The organism is Aphanizomenon sp. UHCC 0183 (assembly GCF_009712065.1).
Classification (GTDB): Bacteria; Cyanobacteriota; Cyanobacteriia; order Cyanobacteriales; family Nostocaceae; genus Dolichospermum; species Dolichospermum heterosporum.
In genome coordinates, this window is the sequence record NZ_VILC01000030.1 from 9389 (window position 1) to 27680 (window position 18292).

Consider the following 18292-nt stretch of genomic DNA (forward strand, 5'->3'; position numbering starts at 1 on the left):
GATACAGATTATATAATGTTTTTCTGGTTTCATATCCTGTATGTAAAGGATATATCTCTTCATAACCTTGATAAAAAGTTGGCGGAAAACCTCCAAATAATTCTGTCATAGCGATATCAACTTCTCTATCACCAAAATAAGTTGCAGGATCAAATATTACTGGTTCACCCTCAACCGTAAAACCTGCATTTCCTCCCCATAAATCCCCATGTACTAAAGCCGGTTGAACTTGATAATTTGCTAATAATTCGGGAATAGCTGCTAATAGTTTTTCTGCTAATGGAAAACTACCGCCGCGTTTTTTTGCTAACTTAAATTGATAACCTAAACGGTGCTGAATATAAAATTCAATCCAAGAGTTAGAAAAATTGTTAATTTGCGGTGTAGAACCAATAGTATTATTAATATCCCAGCCAAAACCTTGATTACTGGTAGTTTTGTGCATTGCTGCCAATTTGCGTCCCATTTCTTGCCAAGACTTATGGTTACCAGTGGTCATTTCTAGCCATTCCAAGACAAGATAGCTAGAATTGCCTGTAGTTCCCCAACAGATTGGACCAGGAACGCGGATAGTTCCTGTGGTGGACATTTGCTGTAAACCAAGCATCTCTGCTGCAAACATTGAGACTTGAGAAGCTTGATTTAGTTTAACAAAGTAAGTCAATTGGCGATCGCTGATAGCAAAACCCTGATTAATACACCCACCACTAATGGATAAATGCTGCTGACTGACAAATTTTTCGCCAGTAACTCGGCTAATATGGGTATCAATTTCCGTCCAAATCATAGTTTGTCTATTCTGAGAGGGTGTTTGAAAAGTCTCAATCCATACTAACCCTGGCGACTAGAAGTCGCGGCTACACAGACAAAACCCACCTATTCCTTCGGAACGCTACGCGAACGTGGGTTAAGAACCTTAATTTTTTGTTAGTCCACGTATCCCTTACGGGACCGTAGGAATAGGTGGACTTGGTTTGTGTAGTTGCGATTTATAATCGCCGGAAAGTAAAATCACTCAAAACTCTCCTCCTGTTCCCTGTTAAGAGTTCCCTTGCCCCAACGACAATTTTTAACGCCCACCTAGTTATAGTGGTATGCACTTCCATGAGTCCAGTCAGCAAATCGTAATGTAGGGGAAACTGTTCCTACCCCCGCCCCTACATTATATTGCTAAATTCAGTGATGAAAATGAATACCTATGAAGATATCATAGACAAATTCCAAAAAGTCCTGCTTCTGCAATAACCCGGAAGTTTGCGGACTGCCTTTTTCGTCTAATAATGGCTTCATCAAATAATAAGCTGGCTGGTAATTATACCAAGGAATCGAAGGCCAAAGATGATGAATTAAGTGGTAATTCTGCCCCAAAATTAGGATATTGAGAACCTTGCCAGGATAGACGCGGGCGTTTTTCCAGCGATTTCTCTCGACAAAAGGACGGTGAGGTAAATAATCAAAAAACAACCCCAAAGTTATTCCTACCAAGAAAGCGGGAATAAACCAAAAGTTAAGAATATAGCCCAAAAAATGATATTGGACAGAAATATAAACAATAGTAATGATAATTAGGCGACTAATAAACCATTCTAGTAGTTCATAATTACGCCATAACCGTCTTTGAAAGAAAAATACTTCATGGTACAAAAATCTCACCGCAATTAAGAACAGGGGACCACCAGTAGAAACATAATGATCTGGATCATCTTGGGGATGATTAACGTTACCATGATGCTGTAAATGTACTCGTGTAAATACTGGAAAAGCAAAAGCTAGAATCAAGGCACTACAATGGCCTAACATAGCGTTAACAATTCGATTGCGATGGGCAGATTGGTGACAAGCATCATGAATCACCGTTCCTGAACAATGTAGCGCTAGAGTATTGACACTAAAACACAACCAATGCGGCCATTCCCAAAGCCAATACCCAAAGTTAGACAAAACTAACATCATCACCACAACTAAAAACATTAATAGCGTGGGATTAAAATCACCAGGAGGTGATAAAAGTTCTTTGGGGGGAATTGTCAGTGGCTTTTGTGCCTCCGACGTGATCATTCTTAACTCCTTTCATAATCAATCTTTACGGATCATACTATTAATCTTAGTGAAGAGTAAAGTTATGTAAAGCAAGATTTATCCAGAGTTGTGGTTAAGAATGAATAAATAAGGCTATGATTCTTGGCTAAAGCAGTGCTTTGAGACAAAAAACTTTCTGAGGAGAAAGTTGCCGATCAGATTAGTGTACGATATCAAAACTATACCATGATTAGCTCTCTAACTGCTTATAACATTGATATAGTAGTGACCCAAAAGAGAGAGTCTGTTTAATTCATAACCATTTGCAAAAAGATGGCGATCAATGGAAAAATGATTTGCTGATACAGTCAGGTTTTCATGATCCAAAATCTCAGATCTTAAATGGTATGAGAAAAGATGACGATAAATTCCCAGGTAGATCCCAAAAATTTTGAACCCAGCCCATGACGCAATTAAGAGATTCTCAGCGCCGAACTAAAATTGTTGCTACTATCGGACCTGCTACCAGCAGTCCAGAAATGCTGAAAGGGATTATTGAAGCGGGTGCAACAACGCTACGGCTCAACTTTTCCCACGGAACTCATGCTGACCATCAGCGGAGTATTCGATTAATTCGGCAAACCGCTTTTGAACTGAATAGACCAGTAGCAATTCTGCAAGATTTACAGGGTCCAAAAATTCGCTTGGGGCGGTTTGAAACTGGTTCGATAATTTTAGCAAAAGGCGATCGCTTCACATTGACAAATCGCCTCATAGAAGGAACACAGGAAATAAGCTGTGTTACCTACGATTACTTAGCCGAAGAAGTCCCCGTCGGTTCAAGTATCCTCCTCGATGATGGCAAAGTCGAAATGGTAGTGGAGGAAATTAACCGCGAAAAAGGCGATTTACATTGTCGGGTAACAGTTCCAGGTAAACTTTCCAACAACAAAGGTGTTAACTTTCCGGGAGTTTACTTATCCATCAAAGCTATGACCGACAAAGACCGCGAGGATCTGATGTTTGGTTTAGACCAGGGAGTTGATTGGGTAGCCCTTTCCTTTGTCCGCAACCCCCAGGACATTATCGAAATTAAAGAACTAATTTCCAGCACCGGCAAGAATGTCCCTGTAGTTGCCAAAATCGAAAAACACGAGGCCATTGAACAAATGGAAGCAGTTTTGTCTTTATGTGATGGGGTGATGGTTGCCAGAGGTGACTTAGGGGTGGAACTACCGGCGGAAGACGTACCCGTGCTACAAAAACGGCTCATTGCCACAGCAAACCGCCTGGGAATTCCCATTATTACCGCTACCCAAATGCTAGATAGCATGGTCAGCAACCCCCGTCCTACCCGTGCAGAAGTATCCGATGTTGCCAACGCCATTTTAGACGGCACAGATGCGGTCATGCTGTCCAATGAAACCGCCGTTGGTAGTTTTCCCATAGAAGCTGTAGCCACTATGGCCAGAATAGCCGAACGGATTGAACAAGAGGAAACCCTGAACACCAATTCCCGTCTATCACGAGATAAAAGGCGTTCTATTCCCAATGCGATTAGCCAAGCTGTTGGTCAAATTGCTGAGAATTTGGGCGCAGCGGCAATTATGACTTTGACACAAACCGGGGCTACAGCCCGCAACGTTTCTAAGTTTCGCCCGAAAACGCCAATTTTAGCCATTACACCTCATGTTAATGTAGCCCGACAGTTACAGATGGTCTGGGGAGTTAGACCGCTGTTGGTGTTAGAACTACCTTCTACAGGTCAGACATTCCAAGCTGCTATTAATGTCGCCCAGGAAAAAAACCTCCTCACTGAAGGTGATTTAGTGGTCATGACCGCTGGTACGCTTCAGGGGGTTTCTGGGTCAACGGACTTGATTAAGGTGGAAATAGTCACTGCTGTACTAGGTCAAGGCATTGGACTGGGACAAGGTTCTGTGAGTGGTCGCGCTAGGGTAGTTCATAATGCTATGGATGCCAGTAACTTTAACCCTGGAGATATTTTGGTAGCATCCCGCACTGGTGTTGATTTTGTGGAAGCAATTCGTAAAGCCGGGGGGATTATTACTGAAGAGGAAAGTCTCACCAGTCACGCCGCAGTTATTGGTTTACGTCTCGGTGTACCAGTAATTGTAGGCGTAAAGGATGCGACACAAGTAATTAAGGATGGTGCAATTTTGACTTTGGATATACAGCGGGGTTTAATTTACTCTGGTGTGGTAGGAACTTAAACAATTAAAAATTCAAAAAAAATAATTTTGGATTTTTAATTTTTGGGTTTTGAAAACAAGCTACGGTGCAGACTTCTAAGATGGTGTAAAGGGGTTTTTTCACGCAGAGACGCAAAAGGCCCAAAAGGCGTTTTCTGCGTCTTGATTTTATAAGAAATAAACCACGAAGAAGCGTATCGCTAAAGCGAAAGCTCCGCTAACGCGCAGCGTCCCGTAGGGATAGGACACGAAGGAAGAAGAGGAAAAAGAAGGTTATTTATTCTGCGAACATTTCCGCTAAGATATCCAAAACTGCTTTTTGTTCTTCTGTGGTAATTTGACCTAGAAGTTTGATTAGTCGAGTTTTATCTACTGTGCGAATTTGGTCAAGTACAATTTGCCCTTCTTTTCCTTGAAATTGACAGGTCACTCTTGTGGGGTATGGTTGCCCTTTTGTTGTCATTGGTGCAACTATTACGGTAGAAATATGATGGTTGATTTCGTTGGGTGAGATTATTAAGCAAGGGCGTGTTTTTTTAATTTCACTGCCAATGGTAGTGTCAAGATTAACTAGGAAAACATCAAATCTGTTGACTACCATTGCCATTCATCTTTATCCCATTCTGTTGTGTTGATATCATCTAATAAGATATCATCGCCTTTTTCTGCCATTTCTATAAATGCTTTTTCCCAACCTTTTCTGACTTGTTCAACTGGGCGAATAATGAGATGATTTCCTTGAACTTCTATTTCTACTTCTGAGTTAATATATTATCTTTATTGCAAGATCGAAATCAGCCATTGGAAATTACAGCAGAATTTTTATTTAATGATAAAGAGAAAAATCATATTCTTAATGAATGGGAAAAACTAGAAAATGATCAAATGTGGTACAATTCTAGCTCTGAAAGATTACCGCAACAGTTTATTAGTACAACATCAACATCACTAGCATATTCATTGTATCAAACTAATCCTAAAATACAGGATTCTAATTTAGTTCAAATTTCATCTTTTAAAGAAGAGTTAAATCAGCTTTCTTATATTGGTCATATAAAAATATGGTCTAACCGGAAAGAAGAAATATTACCATCACAAGTTCTCTCACTTGCATTTCGCCTTTATCAACCTCAGCAAATTGGTATCATTGATTATCATGGCGCAAATCGAGTTTACTCTCGTGAGCAAATTGGTGGTATTAACCTTAACTCAGATTCAACAGAAAATCAATTACGGCAATCGTCACTATATAATTATCAAAATAAATATTCAAATCTAAAAACAGCAATTGCTTCTAGTTATTTACGTCAGCTTATTAGAGAAAAATCTGGGTTATCTAGCAATGAAACTGACAAAATAACTGATACTTTGAAAGAACTATTTAAAACTTTCTTTCCAGGTAAAAAATTTTTGGGTCCTCAACCTAAATCTGATGGAAGCATATCATTTGATGTCAAAACTCCCTCTGGAGCAATACATGATATTAATGAATTGAGTTCGGGAGAAAAAGAAGTTCTTTATGGTTATTTACGTTTATGGAATACTGCTCCTAAAAATTCTGTACTTTTAATTGATGAACCAGAACTACACCTTAATCCTCGTCTTGTAAGTGGATTAGCTAACTTCTATCATGAACATTTAGGTAAACCACTAGGAAATCAATTATGGCTAGTTACACATTCTGATACCCTTATTAGAGAAGCGGTTGGAGTTGAAAATTTTAGAGTATTTCATCTACAATCATCTAGTGAATCACTCTGTGAAAATCAAGCTACAGAGATCAAAGCAAATGAGGACATTAAGCGTGTAATTATTAGCCTTGTAGGAGAATCAGCTTATCTCCCAGAAGCTAAGATTGTAATTCTTGAAGGTGGGGGTGATACTGAATTTGATAAACGAATGGTGAGCTTGCTATTTCCACAATTTTCATCTAAAGTCAATATCATATCAGGTGGTAATAAAAAACGGGTTGCAGACCTTTATCAAATATTAGAAAAAGTGAGTCGTGATGCTGATATATCTGCAAAAGTTTATGCTATAAATGACAGTGATATAAATATTTCAAATTTACAAAATAAATCTGATATCATAGAATCTAATTGTTATACCTGGAATGTATATCACATTGAAAACTATTTACTTGAACCACATTTTATTATCAAAGTTATTCAAGAGATTAATTTTTCTACTCAAGATTACACAGAAGATAAGATTTATGCACAACTGAAGAAATTTGCAAGTGATTCGATTAGATTTGAAGTTGAAGAAAAACTTCGTAATTATGTAAATAATTTATTAATAAAACAACTTGATCTAAGGTTTGATCCAAAAATTCAAGCGTTAGGATCTGAGTTTTCAAAAGTAGTACAGAGATGTTATGAACGGATTGGTAAAGTATCGACAAATGAGCTTTCCAAGGATAAACTGATTGAGATTGAAGAAAGATATAGGCTGGAATATTTAGAAGCTCTTAAAAATGATTCTTGGCTTAGAATATTTCCTGGACGAAAAATTTTAAAGCTCTTCGTTGGAGAATTTGGGCATGGTGTACAATATGAAAAATTTAGGAATTTGATTTTATTTCGTATGCGTGATGCTAATTTTCAACCCGAAGGAATGAAAAATATACTTAGTAATATACACAACATTTCACAATACTAGAAGAAAAATACTATGACTACATCTATTGCTGACCAAGTTATTGAACAATTAAACATAATGCCTCAAGACTTGCAATATCAAGTCCTGGAATTTGCCCGCAGTTTGACAAATTCAAAAATCAAAGGTGTTCCCGGTAAAGAATTACTAAGGTTTGCAGGTTCAACACCCAAAGAAGACTTACAGCTAATAAGTGAAGCAATAAAACAAGATTGTGAAAAGGTTGACTTTGATAGAATAGTAGATACTTACTCCTCTCATTCCTCTGTGTTTTATGTGGTTCGTTTTTAGTAACTTGTGCGTAAGTCCTAAAGATAAAAAGAAATAATCATGACAGAAAATATTGATATAAAAGCCAGTTGTAGCAAGGTATTTATAGTATTGCTAAAACCAGCTTTTTTATTGAATATTGGTACAGTGTCTAGAATAATACCTCTTACCTTTAAGTCAATTCAATTTGAGAATCATCACCTATTAAAAAGCGTAATGCTTTTGGGCGACGGGGAGCAATACTTAATTGAGCGCGTTGTCCAATTAAGCTATCAATAATTCGTTGTTGAATGCCGGTGATTTTAGCCCCTTCTAAGACAACACTGTGTTCCAAGTCTGTTTCTATCAGTGTTGAATTATCGGCAATACTACTATAAGGACCGATAAAACAGTTTTCTAAATAACAGTTATTACCAATGATCACAGGTCCGCGAATTGTACAGTTGGTAATTTTAGATCCAACGCCAATTTCCACTCTTCCAGTAATCTGGGTTGTAGAGTCAATATCACTCAGAATTGATTTTGTTAAATAGGTATCAAGAATGAGACGGTTAGCTTCTAATAAATCATCTTTTTTACCTGTATCTAACCACCAACCGTCAAGATTACAGGCTAAAACTTCTTTTTCTTGATCTATTAAACATTGAATTGCATCAGTAATTTCTAATTCTCCTCTAGCTGAAGGTTTAATCAGAGAAATTGCCTCATGGATAACTGGTGAAAAGAAATAAACCCCTACCAATGCTAAGTTTGAAGGCGGAATTTTCGGCTTTTCAATTAATTGTAATACTCTGCCTTTTTCATCTACCTTTGCCACACCAAAAGCGCTAGGATTTGTGACTTCCCGTAACAGAATTAAAGCATCTGGTTGTTGTTGAGTAAATTTATCTAAAAATGAACTCAAATCACCTTGTTGAATTAGGTTATCACCTAAATACATGGCAAAGGGTGAATCTTTTAAAAAAGGACGGGCAACCTGGACAGCTTGTGCTAATCCTGCCGGTTTTTCTTGTAAAATATAGGTAATATTAACGCCGAACTTTTCACCATTTCCGGTTTTACTCTTGACTTCTTCCCCGGTTTCTGGGCTGATAATAATACCAATATCAGTAATCCCTGATGTAGCCATTTCTTCAATGCCGTACCATAAAATTGGTTTGTTGGCAACGGGTACAAGTTGTTTTGCTCCTGTATAAGTTAATGGGCGTAAACGAGTACCTTTTCCACCGGATAAAATTAGGGCTTTCATAGAGATTTTTCTTGTAATTCTTTTAACATTAATCTGAGTCCTTGTCGCCAATGAGGAGAATAAGTTCCCAAGACTTTGGATATTTTCTCACAAGCTAAGACAGAATAAGCAGGACGTTTTGCTGGTGTAGGATAGTCGGGAGTGGTAATGGGGATAATATTTTTGATGGTGAGGGGGAAACCGAGTTTTTCTGCTTCTTCAAAGATAGCTATGGCGAAGTCATACCAACTGGCTACACCACTATTTGTATAGTGATAAATTCCCGCAGTTTCTAATGTTAATTGGGGGATAATTTGGGTAATTGCTAAGGCTATATTTCGCGCCCATGTAGGACTACCAATTTGATCGGCAACTACTCTAACTTCCGGTCTTTCAATACCTAGTCGTAACATGGTTTTAACGAAGTTGCTTTTTCCATAAGTTCCATAAACCCAGGCTGTACGGAGAATTATATGTTGAGGGCAAATATTTTGAATTGCTATTTCTCCGGCTAATTTTGTTTGTCCATATACGCTCAATGGATTGGTAATCTTGTTTTCTTGATAGGGATAATTACTGTTACCATCAAATACGTAATCTGTGGAAATATGAATTAAAAAATTTCCTAATTTTTGACTTTCTTCAGCAATAACTTGGGGGGCTATAGTATTAATTATGTGAGCGATTTCTGGTTCACTTTCGGCTTTGTCTACTGCGGTGTAAGCAGCAGCGTTGATAATTATTTCGGGTTGGGTTTCTCTGATAATTTGGCGTAAGTTTTCAGGTTGAGTTAAGTCTATTTGCGGACGCGCAACTGTTATAACTTTGTAGTTGGATGAAAGGGTATGTTGTAGTTCTGTTCCAACTTGTCCGTTACTACCTATTAATAATATTGATTTATTCATAAACTTCTTCGGCGTTTTTGAAAGTTGGAGCGTTGCTATCTTTAGCTGATAAAATTGGGGGTGTTTTCAGAGGCCAATCTATAGCTAAATCTGGATCATTCCAAAGTATAGCGCGATCGCCTGCTGGTGTATAATAATCTGTAGCTTTATACAAAACTTCGGCAGTTTCTGAAAGCACGAGAAACCCGTGAGCAAATCCTGCTGGTATCCACAATTGGCGTTTGTTTTCGGCGCTGAGTTCGTAACCTACCCATTGTCCAAAGGTGGGAGAGTTTTTTCTCATGTCTACTGCGACATCAAAGATTTTACCAACAATGGCGCGAACTAATTTACCTTGAGGTTGGATGATTTGGTAATGTAAGCCTCGTAGCACATTGTATTCAGATTTTGAGTGATTATCCTGGACAAAGTTGGCTGTAATTCCCAGTTTCTCTGTGAATGTTTTTTGATTGTAGGACTCTAAGAAAAAGCCCCGTGAGTCTTGGAAAACTTGGGGTTCGAGGAGAAGGATATCAGGAATAGAGGTGGAGATAATATTCATTGAACTATTAAATCTCGGAAATAACACTCATAACAATATCATTATTTCCTAATCCGAGAACCAAAAGAAACTATATAGCACTTCCGGCATTGGTGAATGAAAGTATGAATTTATCAGGCTTCGCCCCGCTTCTCTAACACGCAGAGGCGCAGAGGCGCAAAGAGTAAGAGATTGAGACATGGAATTTTTGATTTTCATGCCAAACTCTCTAATCTCAAAATAACGTAGTATACTGGGGTTAATCGTATTTAACCGAAAGATGAAATACCTAACCCTTAATCCAGCAACGCCGCATTTCCTAGTCGGCTGAGGTACAAATTTATCTGCGTTTATCTGCGTCCATCCTCTTTTATCTGCGGTTAATTCTTTTTTCGGTGTAACTCAATTAGATAAGAATCTTTATATTATATAATTAGCTTATGAATAGATAAAATTGCTTTGATGCGTGGATTAAAACTAGCTCCCGTTCGATTAGTTACAAGCCATAGAAGAGAGCGCCCGCAGTCCCTCAACGCCTGTTTTAGGGATTCTGGCTGATATCCACCCGAATATACTGCTACAGGTGTAACCACAATCCCCCGACTACCAAGGACAATACTAGCGATAGCGTAAGCGCTGCTGCAAGCAGTTCGCTCTTGATCTTCGCATATGATAATCCGATGTAATTAAATAAAGATGCTGTAACTTATTATCAGCAAATTTATCTACATTCTAACAGGAATTATGCCCACTAACCCCAACATGATCCCGAAAACAAACCAAGCTAATTTAAACTTCCATTTCATTCCTTCCTGATAGCGTTCACGTAGTGTGCCGAAGGCATAGCGTGGCGTTAGCCATACTTCTAGCCCCTGAATGGGCGCAGGCCCTGCGCCCCTACCTCCTGATAGCGTAGCGTGGCGTTAGCCATACTCCTAGCCCTTACGAAAAGACTTTTTCGACAACCCCTAATTATTAATTTCGTCCTGCGACGGTACTAGCTTCCAAAACTGTTCCCCGCAAACACACCCGATCTAAATTTGCTCCATTTAACTTCACTGCATCTAATTCAGCACAGAGTAAATTAGCTCCGGTTAAATCAGCCCCTGCTAAATTTGCTGCTCTTAAATCTGCTTCTTCAAGATTCGCTTCAATTAGTACAGCACCTTGCAAATCTGCACCGCTTAAATCTGCACCTTTGAGATTAGCTCCCGTTAAATTTGCACCTCGTAAATCTGCACATCGCAAGTCAACACTCTGCAAATTTACACCATGCAAATTAGCACCACTTAAAAAAGCACCCGCTAAAGAGGCATCGTTGAGGATTGCTCCCATCAAGTTACTACCCCGTAAGTTGCTACCACGTAAATCCGCACTTGTCAAGTTAGCCTGCATCAAGTTTGCACCCATCAGGTTAGCCCGCAAGTCGGTTTCTTGCAGATTAGCCCCCATTAAATTTGCACCTTCAAAATGACCACCCTCTAATTTAGAACCAGTGAAGTCAGTCCCCACCAGTTTAGCCCCTGTTAAATTTATCTTCCTTAAATCTAGGTGAGATAGATCCTCATCTTCTAAATTCACACCGGGGAGTTGTTTGTTTTGCCCTAATCTAATGGTTTCTATATTCATTTGCTGTACACTGAAATCTGCTCACTACTTTTGCTGTCGGCATCCCAACGGGAGTCAAGTAACCATAAACCGCTGCTGACCTTGGGTGTCATTATCGGTAAATCAAGCCCCTGTTGTAAACCCATCACTAATAAACCTAATGTATCTACAAGTTTAGGATCAAAGCGGGTAGATTGTTGTTTTCGACACTGATCTAGGGCTTGAGTAAATATCTCTGCTTCTCCTTTGCTGGAGTATTTATACTGATTGACTTGTAGCTGAAATTCTGCTATCAATGACAAAATTCGTGATTCTAAAGGAATATCATCACCAGCTAAACCGGCAGGTTCGCCTGTACCATTCCACCATTCGCTTTGGTGAGTGATAATTTGGGCGATCGCTCGTAGTCGTGGCATGATTCGTAATGCTTGCGCTCCTGGGACGAGGGGACAAGCCAGAGGACAACTAGGAGATTGTTCTTGATAAGCTGTTGTTATATGAGTGGGACTAATCAGGCTTTCGGCTTTTTGGAGTTGGTCTAAGCGATGCAAGAGAGCAGCTAGGCGTAATCTTTTAATTTGCCATGCGGGTAAATCTAATAATTGCCCCATTGTTTCAACAACAGATGCTACTTCTGATGCGGCTACAGGGTTACGGCTATCTGCTAGATCAATCAACTGTGCCATCCGCAAAAATGCCTGAATTTCGTTAGATACCAAGTTACGATCTAGAAATTTTTGGTGGGATGCGGTGAGCACAGGTAAGTTACCTTGTCCGGTTTTGAGGTAATCAACAACACGAGAGACAACGGTAGCTACTTCTTCCCCCGGGCAGATAGCTGGGTGAATTGCTTGTTTATATTGACTCAGTTTGAGCGCTAGTTCGGGATGATAGTCTTGAATGTGAGCGATCGCTAACTCTGCGGTTTCCTCCACCAATTCCGGTTCAAATGTCCATAAACCATAGAATTTACGCTCTAAATCGCAAGTTGGCAACCCATCTTTCCCATAGTCAGCTTCAGATAACTCTTGACAAATTACCATAGCCGTGTAATCGGGAGCTAGAATAATCAAGTGCCACTCCTGCGCCACAGGATCATCAGCAGCTAGTCCCACCAAATCAATGTTAGGTAATTGACCGGTCGGATGTTCAGCAAAACCAGAATCAGCCGTTGCCATAATGACAATTTCCCGGCTGTGTTTTGCGATATCTGCGTATCTTTGAGCCTCTTCCAGATACCATTTACCCTGCTGGAAAGCCGTAATCACAAAAGGATCATTATCTTTCGTTAAAATATGATCTTCCAAAGCATGACAAAGAGACACTAAGGTATTTTTATAGTACACGCCAAAATGAATAGGTCTAGCACTATGGCGGTGAGATGCTTCTAACTGTTGGAGAATTGAACCTTGTAACATGGAATTAATTGGGGATTTCCGATAATACGGCTTATAAGCCGCGTCTACACAGGCAAAACCCACCTGCGTGGGTTTTATTTCAAACCCTTAATTTTTAATTAGTCCGCGCAGGCGGACTTTGTTTGTGTAGCCGTGATTTCTAATCACCTGGGCTAATCGCCAGGAGTTTTAAGATACGCTTGCCAACTGTTTCTCTGGTTTTTCTATCGGTGCAGAAAGTGCATCTTCCAAATCAGCACAACCCAATTTGGCTTCTAAAATATTCATCACTTCTCGTCCGAAGTCATTAGGATTTTGTCGCCAAGCTTGTAAGCAAACCGCACCAAAGAAAGAACCTAATGGTTCAGGATTCCAGAGGAGTTTTTTGGCTGTCCAAGGCATTAAACTCATAGGATCATAACCAGGCTTGAGAATACCCTCTTTAAAGGCATATTCTTCTAAATGGGTATGGGGTTGGAGTCCAATGAAGAAAATAGCAGGTTCAACTTTATCAGCCCCAAAAATCCGTTCTAGTTCGCGGTGATAGGCAATAGTTTGACGAATAGTTTCGGGACGTTCATCAATCACATTAAAGGAGTAGTTAACAGAAACTACATCATTGAAACCGGCGGATTTTAAATCACGACAATTTTGTAAAACAGTCCGCAAATTATAACCCATTCGCATTTTGCGAACCAGTTCTTGAGAACCGCTGGTAATCCCGATTTCAAAATAATTCATGCCTGTTTTTACCATTAACTCACACAATTGGGGTGTTAAGTTGTCGGCTCTGATGTATGCTGCCCAATGGATATCCGACATTCCCGAATCAACGATTTTCTGGAGAAGTTCTACAGCATCATCAATGAATTTCCGGGCGGGGATAAATTGAGCATCTGTAAACCAAAAGTTGCGAATACCCCGGTTATATAATTCTCGAATTTCTGCTACAACTTCATCACTAGGGTTAATGCGGACTTGTTTACCTTCAACTACTGTATAAACACAGTAACAGCAATTATGGGGACAACCGCGTTTGGTTTGGACACCAATATAAAAGTCCTGTTCTTGCAGGTAATAATTAAATTCCGGCCAAATAGTTTCGATGTAATCGTAATTACAAACTGTTTTTTCTAGGGGTGTGGGTTGTTCATGAATTAGCCGTTGACGCGGTTTATTTTCTCCCACTACATAACAGCGTTCATCCTGAAAATCTTCACCCTTGAGTAGTTTTGTGAGTAGGGTTTCTCCTTCACCGACGGAAATAATTGTTCCGGGCGGTAAGCTTTTACCCAACTGTTCATAAAATACGCTAACTGCACCACCACCTAAGACTACACGGGCTTGAGATTGATATTTTTGGGCGCGTTTTAAACCCCGTTTAACTAGTCCCAAATTGCGCCATAATTCTACATAATAAGCAATAAAAATTCTCAACCCGCCCAAAGCACCACGCAATTTTATAAACGGGTTTTTTGCGTAGTAGAATTCAAAGGCGTTTTGGAGAGGATTGCCGCCCCGTCCACCCACTGGGGCGTAAATTTGAATATCTCGCCAGGAAAAGACTAGTAGGGTGGGTCGAAACTCATCAATACATCGGTCTAGGGCGGAAGTATAATCTAGGGGGGGGATTGTGCCTAAGTCAAAAATCCGCTGTTCGGCATGGGGAAATAATTTGTGGACATGATCGGAAAGATAGACAACCCCAATAGGAAAGATAGGGTTACAGGGAAGGCGAACGTAGAGGATTTTAGTTGCGTTCATACGTGGTTTAACTGTAATGCTTGCCGTAGTTGAGAAAAAGACTAGAGGAATTGTGAATTTGCTGCTGACTGGACTAGCATTATCTTTGACATTTCAGTTGTTTTGTGCTATGCAAAAACTTTTGCCGTTAGTGATCAAAGTGAATGTGAAAACTGCACTGCATAAAATTTGCTTTTTATATATAGATGGGATTTATGAACGAAATTTTCATATACATTTACCATAACATCGAGTTTATGAATTTAGCGATGATTTTTCGTGGTAACTCCGAAGATAGATGCAAGAAATAATTCAACTTACCAGGGATGATAAATCTTGGCGTAAAGGGGGGAAATTCTTGGCTGTAAAGGATTTACAGAGATTCTAGCGGATATGACAATGGAGATTCTCATTTATCGTCTATTTTGTTACGTAAATACAGATTTATTTACAAAATTTTTATAATCTCTATATATCTTTAGATAGAAATAATGCAGAAACTTGCAGTTGGTAGTCGCAGTTACAGTAACCGGGGATCATCGGGTGTTAGCTTTACTGATGTAATGTAAAATTGTGGAGCAAATAAGCTCTTCAGCAGTTATGGCTCAGATATTAGATCCTCTACCACCGGAGCATTCGGGGAAAATTCTCTGCTGCTACGTCAATGCCACGAGTAAAATCCAGGTGGCGCGTATCTCCAATATTCCTAACTGGTACTTTGAAAGGGTTGTCTTTCCTGGACAAAGGCTGGTGTTTGAAGTGCCTCCAGAAGGACAAATGGAAGTTCATACTGGGATGATGGCAAGTGCGATTATATCAGATACAATTCCGTGCGATCGCCTGATCATCCATGAACCTAGCTATGATGAGAGACAAGACAACTTATCTCCAGAGATAAATTCTAGTAGTAGTAATCCGATTAAGTCGGAAATTAATAAAAAAATTGTAGATACGACAAAATCTTTACAAACGGTTAAATTGGCATCTATTGATTAAAAACACAATGTTGCTCAATATTGGGGTTGCTGAATTCAGCAGCCTTTTTTATGTGGGGTTGGCTGATAGCGTGACATTAGCCATCCAAGTTTTTTGCAAGGCATAGGAATCAGGATTTATCACTATTACCTGTTGCCTGTTCTGCCAATTTTGGTAATCAGTCAGTTATTCAGCAGTCAGGGTTAAAACGCAACCACTGACAACTGACAACCTACAACTAACTAATGAATATTCATTAAGCTGTAGCTTCTACTTCGGCATCTTCTGTGGATTCCAAATCTACTTGCCGCAGTCGAATATGCTTTTTCCCTAGAGTAATGACAAACTCATCCCCAGGCTGAAGATTCATCTGTTTTGTGTAAGCTGCACCGATTAATAAATTGCCATTTTGTTGGACACTAATTCTATAGCTGGCACTGCGTCCACCACGTCCATTAGCACTAGGTGAACTATCCAACTGAATACCCTCCGCATCAATTAGGGCATTCAAGAATTTCATCATATTGACGCGCTCTATACCATTTTTGGTAATGGTATAGTAGCCACACTGTTTAGCTTTGTCGTCTTTGCTGATGGCTTCTAGCTCTTTAACTTTTTTGAGCAGTTCTTCGCCGACGAGGGGTTCAATTTTTTTCTGTTTAGGCATCAACTTAGGTCGAAAATGAATTTTTGAAGTTGTCAAGTGGATTTTATTTTAGCCGACATTGAACTAATAGGAACATAATCCTTTAATTTTGGGATCAGCCTAGCCAAGTATATTACACTCATAGCCAAAATTGTTGCACTATTATCAATTTTGTTAAAAAATTATAGGAAATATAATTACGATGATGTTGATAGCTACTATAGATATAGCAATAGTCAAGAAGATATCAATTTATTGATGTAGGCAGGGAAGGGGGAACAGGAGAAAATAGCTCTTAGATGTGTAATGAATTTTTTCAAGCATCAAATGGGAGTCTTATGTAGTATTGTTATTTGATTTGCCAAATTATCAAATCAGGTAGGGACGAGGAAAGAGAGATTGGGAAAATAAAATTCATGATAACTGCTATATGAAACTAACGACAAGAGGACACTATAGTGTGAAAGCATTGCTAGATTTGAGTTTACGTCCAAAATATGGACCTGAATCTGTCAGAGCGATCGCCAAACGTCAAAATATTCCTGCTCCCTACCTAGAAAAACTACTCATCGAAATGCGTCGAGCAGGATTAGTTACATCAATTCGTGGTAGCGATGGTGGATACAAACTAGCCAAAAAACCGGCACTTATATCTATCGGTCAAATTTTAGAAGCAGTTGGTGAAAATATTACTAACTTACCCTTAAATAATCCCACACCTACTCAAACAGCAGATTGGGTAACATCCAGCCTCTGGAACAGACTCAACCAAAAGCTAAAAGAAGCCTTGTACAATATTACCCTCGCAGACCTTTATTATGATGCCCGTAGTTGGCAAGCATCTCAAGGAGAAGAAACCAATTTTGTAGTTTAGTAGGGGCAACCCCCGTGGTTGTCCAGAGTCAGCAATGACAGCGATTTCCAATCATAAGTAGTCGGACAAAATTAAATTCACTCGTTGAGAGAGGGAACTCTTAACTCCTAACTGGGAACAGAAAAATCAATTGTGTAATTAATTCTGTCCCATTACTTATAAGGTACATCTTAGCCCCCTCCCCGCAAGCGATGAGGGGGGTTGGGAGGGGGTTGGGAGGGGGGTTCTTGTTCCGGGTTTGATGACAATTTGCTGTAGGAGTTAGGAAAAAGAATAAATGACATCTGCTGTTTTGGTTTTCGCTGCCTTGTTAGATTACTTAATAGGAGATCCTTGGGGTTGGCCTCATCCCGTGCGAGTCATGGGATGGGTAATTTCTCGCTTGAGTAAACTCGCCCTCCAATATTGTCAAAATCCTCTTTCTCAACGTCTCGCCGGCATTTTCTTAGGGATAATTGTGATAATCGGTAGTGGTTTGGTGGGTTGGATAATAGTTCAAGTCGCCAAATGGGTACATCCATTTTTAGGAATTGCCGTAGAAAGTATTCTTATAGCTAGTTGTTTTGCTTTCAAAAGTTTACGAAATGCAGCAATGGAAGTTCTGCAACCTTTAAAAAATGGAGAATTAGAATCAGCGCGACAGGTATTAAGTAATTATGTCGGCAGAGATACAGCCAATCTTTCCACAGCAGAAATTCTCAGAGCAGTTTTGGAAACCGTCACAGAAAACGCCACCGATGGCGTAATGGCTCCTCTTTTCTATACTATTATTGGTGCATTCATCCCTGTTATCGGCGCTGTCCCTTTGGCTTTAGCATATAAAGCCAGTAGCACTTTAGATTCAATGGTCGGTTACAAGGAAGCACCTTATACTTATCTTGGTTGGTTTAGTGCGCGGTGGGAAGACGGTTTAACTTGGTTGCCTTGTCGGTTAACAGTGATAACCTTATCATTATTATCCTTGCAACCTGTAAAAGTTTGGCGAATTTGTCGCCGGGATGCCATCAAAGATCCTAGTCCCAATTCTGGTTGGAGTGAATGCGCTTATGCTGCGGTTTTAGGTGTGCAAATGGGAGGCATAAATTGGTATCGTGGAATAGCTAAAGAGAAACCACTTTTAGGAGATCCTATTTATCCCATTACGTCAGATTCTATTGATCAAGCTTTACAACTAACCCGATATGCGTTTTTACTATGGTTAGGACTAGCAATATTTTTAATACCTTAGTTATCTCC

At 39.5% G+C, this 18292-nt stretch carries 17 protein-coding genes; 7 read left to right on the plus strand and 10 right to left on the minus strand.

Going from position 1 to position 18292, the window contains the following annotated elements; genetic code table 11:
- Positions 1 to 787: fructosamine kinase family protein (locus FJR37_RS12350; protein WP_174763416.1), on the minus strand; the 787-nt coding region annotated here is incomplete at its 3' end.
- Positions 788 to 1176: 389 nt separating this feature from the next.
- The gene (gene crtR, locus FJR37_RS12355) at positions 1177 to 2058 is read right to left on the minus strand and encodes a beta-carotene hydroxylase (RefSeq protein WP_027403930.1); all 882 of its coding nucleotides are present in this window, start codon (positions 2056 to 2058) and stop codon (positions 1177 to 1179) included.
- Between the two features lie 425 nt (positions 2059 to 2483).
- Between crtR and pyk the strand changes: the two genes are divergently transcribed.
- Positions 2484 to 4253 carry a pyruvate kinase gene (pyk, locus tag FJR37_RS12360; protein WP_168466151.1) on the plus strand — a complete coding sequence of 590 codons (1770 nt, stop codon included), beginning with the start codon at positions 2484 to 2486 and terminating at the stop codon, positions 4251 to 4253.
- 256 nt (positions 4254 to 4509) lie between these two features.
- On the opposite strand, the gene FJR37_RS12365 is transcribed toward pyk, so the two are convergent.
- Positions 4510 to 4833 (minus strand): type II toxin-antitoxin system PemK/MazF family toxin, encoded by a 324-nt coding sequence (locus FJR37_RS12365; RefSeq protein ID WP_254434574.1) that lies wholly within the window; start codon positions 4831 to 4833, stop codon positions 4510 to 4512.
- Positions 4834 to 5033: 200 nt separating this feature from the next.
- On the opposite strand from FJR37_RS12365, the gene FJR37_RS12375 reads away from it, so the two are divergent.
- Positions 5034 to 6893 carry an AAA family ATPase gene (locus FJR37_RS12375; protein WP_168466153.1) on the plus strand — a complete coding sequence of 620 codons (1860 nt, stop codon included), beginning with the start codon at positions 5034 to 5036 and terminating at the stop codon, positions 6891 to 6893.
- A gap of 12 nt (positions 6894 to 6905) precedes the next feature.
- Entirely contained in the window at positions 6906 to 7181 is a 276-nt protein-coding gene (locus FJR37_RS12380; RefSeq protein ID WP_168466154.1) for a hypothetical protein, read from the plus strand.
- Between the two features lie 151 nt (positions 7182 to 7332).
- Here the strand turns inward: FJR37_RS12380 and FJR37_RS12385 are convergent, their stop codons facing one another.
- From FJR37_RS12385 to FJR37_RS12415, 6 genes are all read right to left on the minus strand, one after another.
- Positions 7333 to 8409 carry a glucose-1-phosphate thymidylyltransferase gene (locus FJR37_RS12385; RefSeq protein ID WP_053539344.1) on the minus strand — a complete coding sequence of 359 codons (1077 nt, stop codon included), beginning with the start codon at positions 8407 to 8409 and terminating at the stop codon, positions 7333 to 7335.
- Entirely contained in the window at positions 8406 to 9293 is an 888-nt protein-coding gene (rfbD, locus tag FJR37_RS12390) for a dTDP-4-dehydrorhamnose reductase (protein WP_168466155.1), read from the minus strand. Before rfbD ends, FJR37_RS12385 begins: the two co-directional genes overlap by 4 nt.
- Positions 9286 to 9834 carry a dTDP-4-dehydrorhamnose 3,5-epimerase gene (gene rfbC, locus FJR37_RS12395; RefSeq protein WP_168466156.1) on the minus strand — a complete coding sequence of 183 codons (549 nt, stop codon included), beginning with the start codon at positions 9832 to 9834 and terminating at the stop codon, positions 9286 to 9288. Before rfbC ends, rfbD begins: the two co-directional genes overlap by 8 nt.
- Before the next feature lie 954 nt (positions 9835 to 10788).
- Positions 10789 to 11442: a pentapeptide repeat-containing protein gene (locus FJR37_RS12405; protein ID WP_168466157.1), complete on the minus strand. Its 654-nt coding sequence runs from the start codon at positions 11440 to 11442 to the stop codon at positions 10789 to 10791.
- Complete coding sequence (locus FJR37_RS12410; protein ID WP_053539340.1) at positions 11439 to 12839, minus strand: DICT sensory domain-containing protein; 1401 nt, start codon at positions 12837 to 12839, stop codon at positions 11439 to 11441. Before FJR37_RS12410 ends, FJR37_RS12405 begins: the two co-directional genes overlap by 4 nt.
- 168 nt (positions 12840 to 13007) lie before the next feature.
- The gene (locus FJR37_RS12415; RefSeq protein ID WP_168466158.1) at positions 13008 to 14582 is read right to left on the minus strand and encodes a photosystem II high light acclimation radical SAM protein; all 1575 of its coding nucleotides are present in this window, start codon (positions 14580 to 14582) and stop codon (positions 13008 to 13010) included.
- 16 nt (positions 14583 to 14598) lie between these two features.
- On the opposite strand from FJR37_RS12415, the gene FJR37_RS12420 reads away from it, so the two are divergent.
- Positions 14599 to 14808: a hypothetical protein gene (locus FJR37_RS12420; protein WP_168466159.1), complete on the plus strand. Its 210-nt coding sequence runs from the start codon at positions 14599 to 14601 to the stop codon at positions 14806 to 14808.
- Positions 14809 to 15161: 353 nt separating this feature from the next.
- Positions 15162 to 15557, plus strand: coding sequence for a DUF1830 domain-containing protein (locus FJR37_RS12425; RefSeq protein WP_027403918.1), 396 nt, complete (start codon positions 15162 to 15164; stop codon positions 15555 to 15557).
- A 235-nt stretch (positions 15558 to 15792) separates the two neighbouring features.
- Here FJR37_RS12425 and FJR37_RS12430 read toward each other — a convergent pair whose 3' ends face one another.
- Positions 15793 to 16203 (minus strand): AbrB family transcriptional regulator, encoded by a 411-nt coding sequence (locus FJR37_RS12430; RefSeq protein ID WP_053539336.1) that lies wholly within the window; start codon positions 16201 to 16203, stop codon positions 15793 to 15795.
- Positions 16204 to 16612: 409 nt separating this feature from the next.
- On the opposite strand from FJR37_RS12430, the gene FJR37_RS12435 reads away from it, so the two are divergent.
- Positions 16613 to 17056 (plus strand): RrF2 family transcriptional regulator, encoded by a 444-nt coding sequence (locus FJR37_RS12435; RefSeq protein ID WP_039200160.1) that lies wholly within the window; start codon positions 16613 to 16615, stop codon positions 17054 to 17056.
- A 277-nt stretch (positions 17057 to 17333) separates the two neighbouring features.
- The gene (gene cbiB, locus FJR37_RS12440) at positions 17334 to 18284 is read left to right on the plus strand and encodes an adenosylcobinamide-phosphate synthase CbiB (protein WP_168466160.1); all 951 of its coding nucleotides are present in this window, start codon (positions 17334 to 17336) and stop codon (positions 18282 to 18284) included.
- The last annotated feature ends 8 nt before the right edge of the window (positions 18285 to 18292 follow it).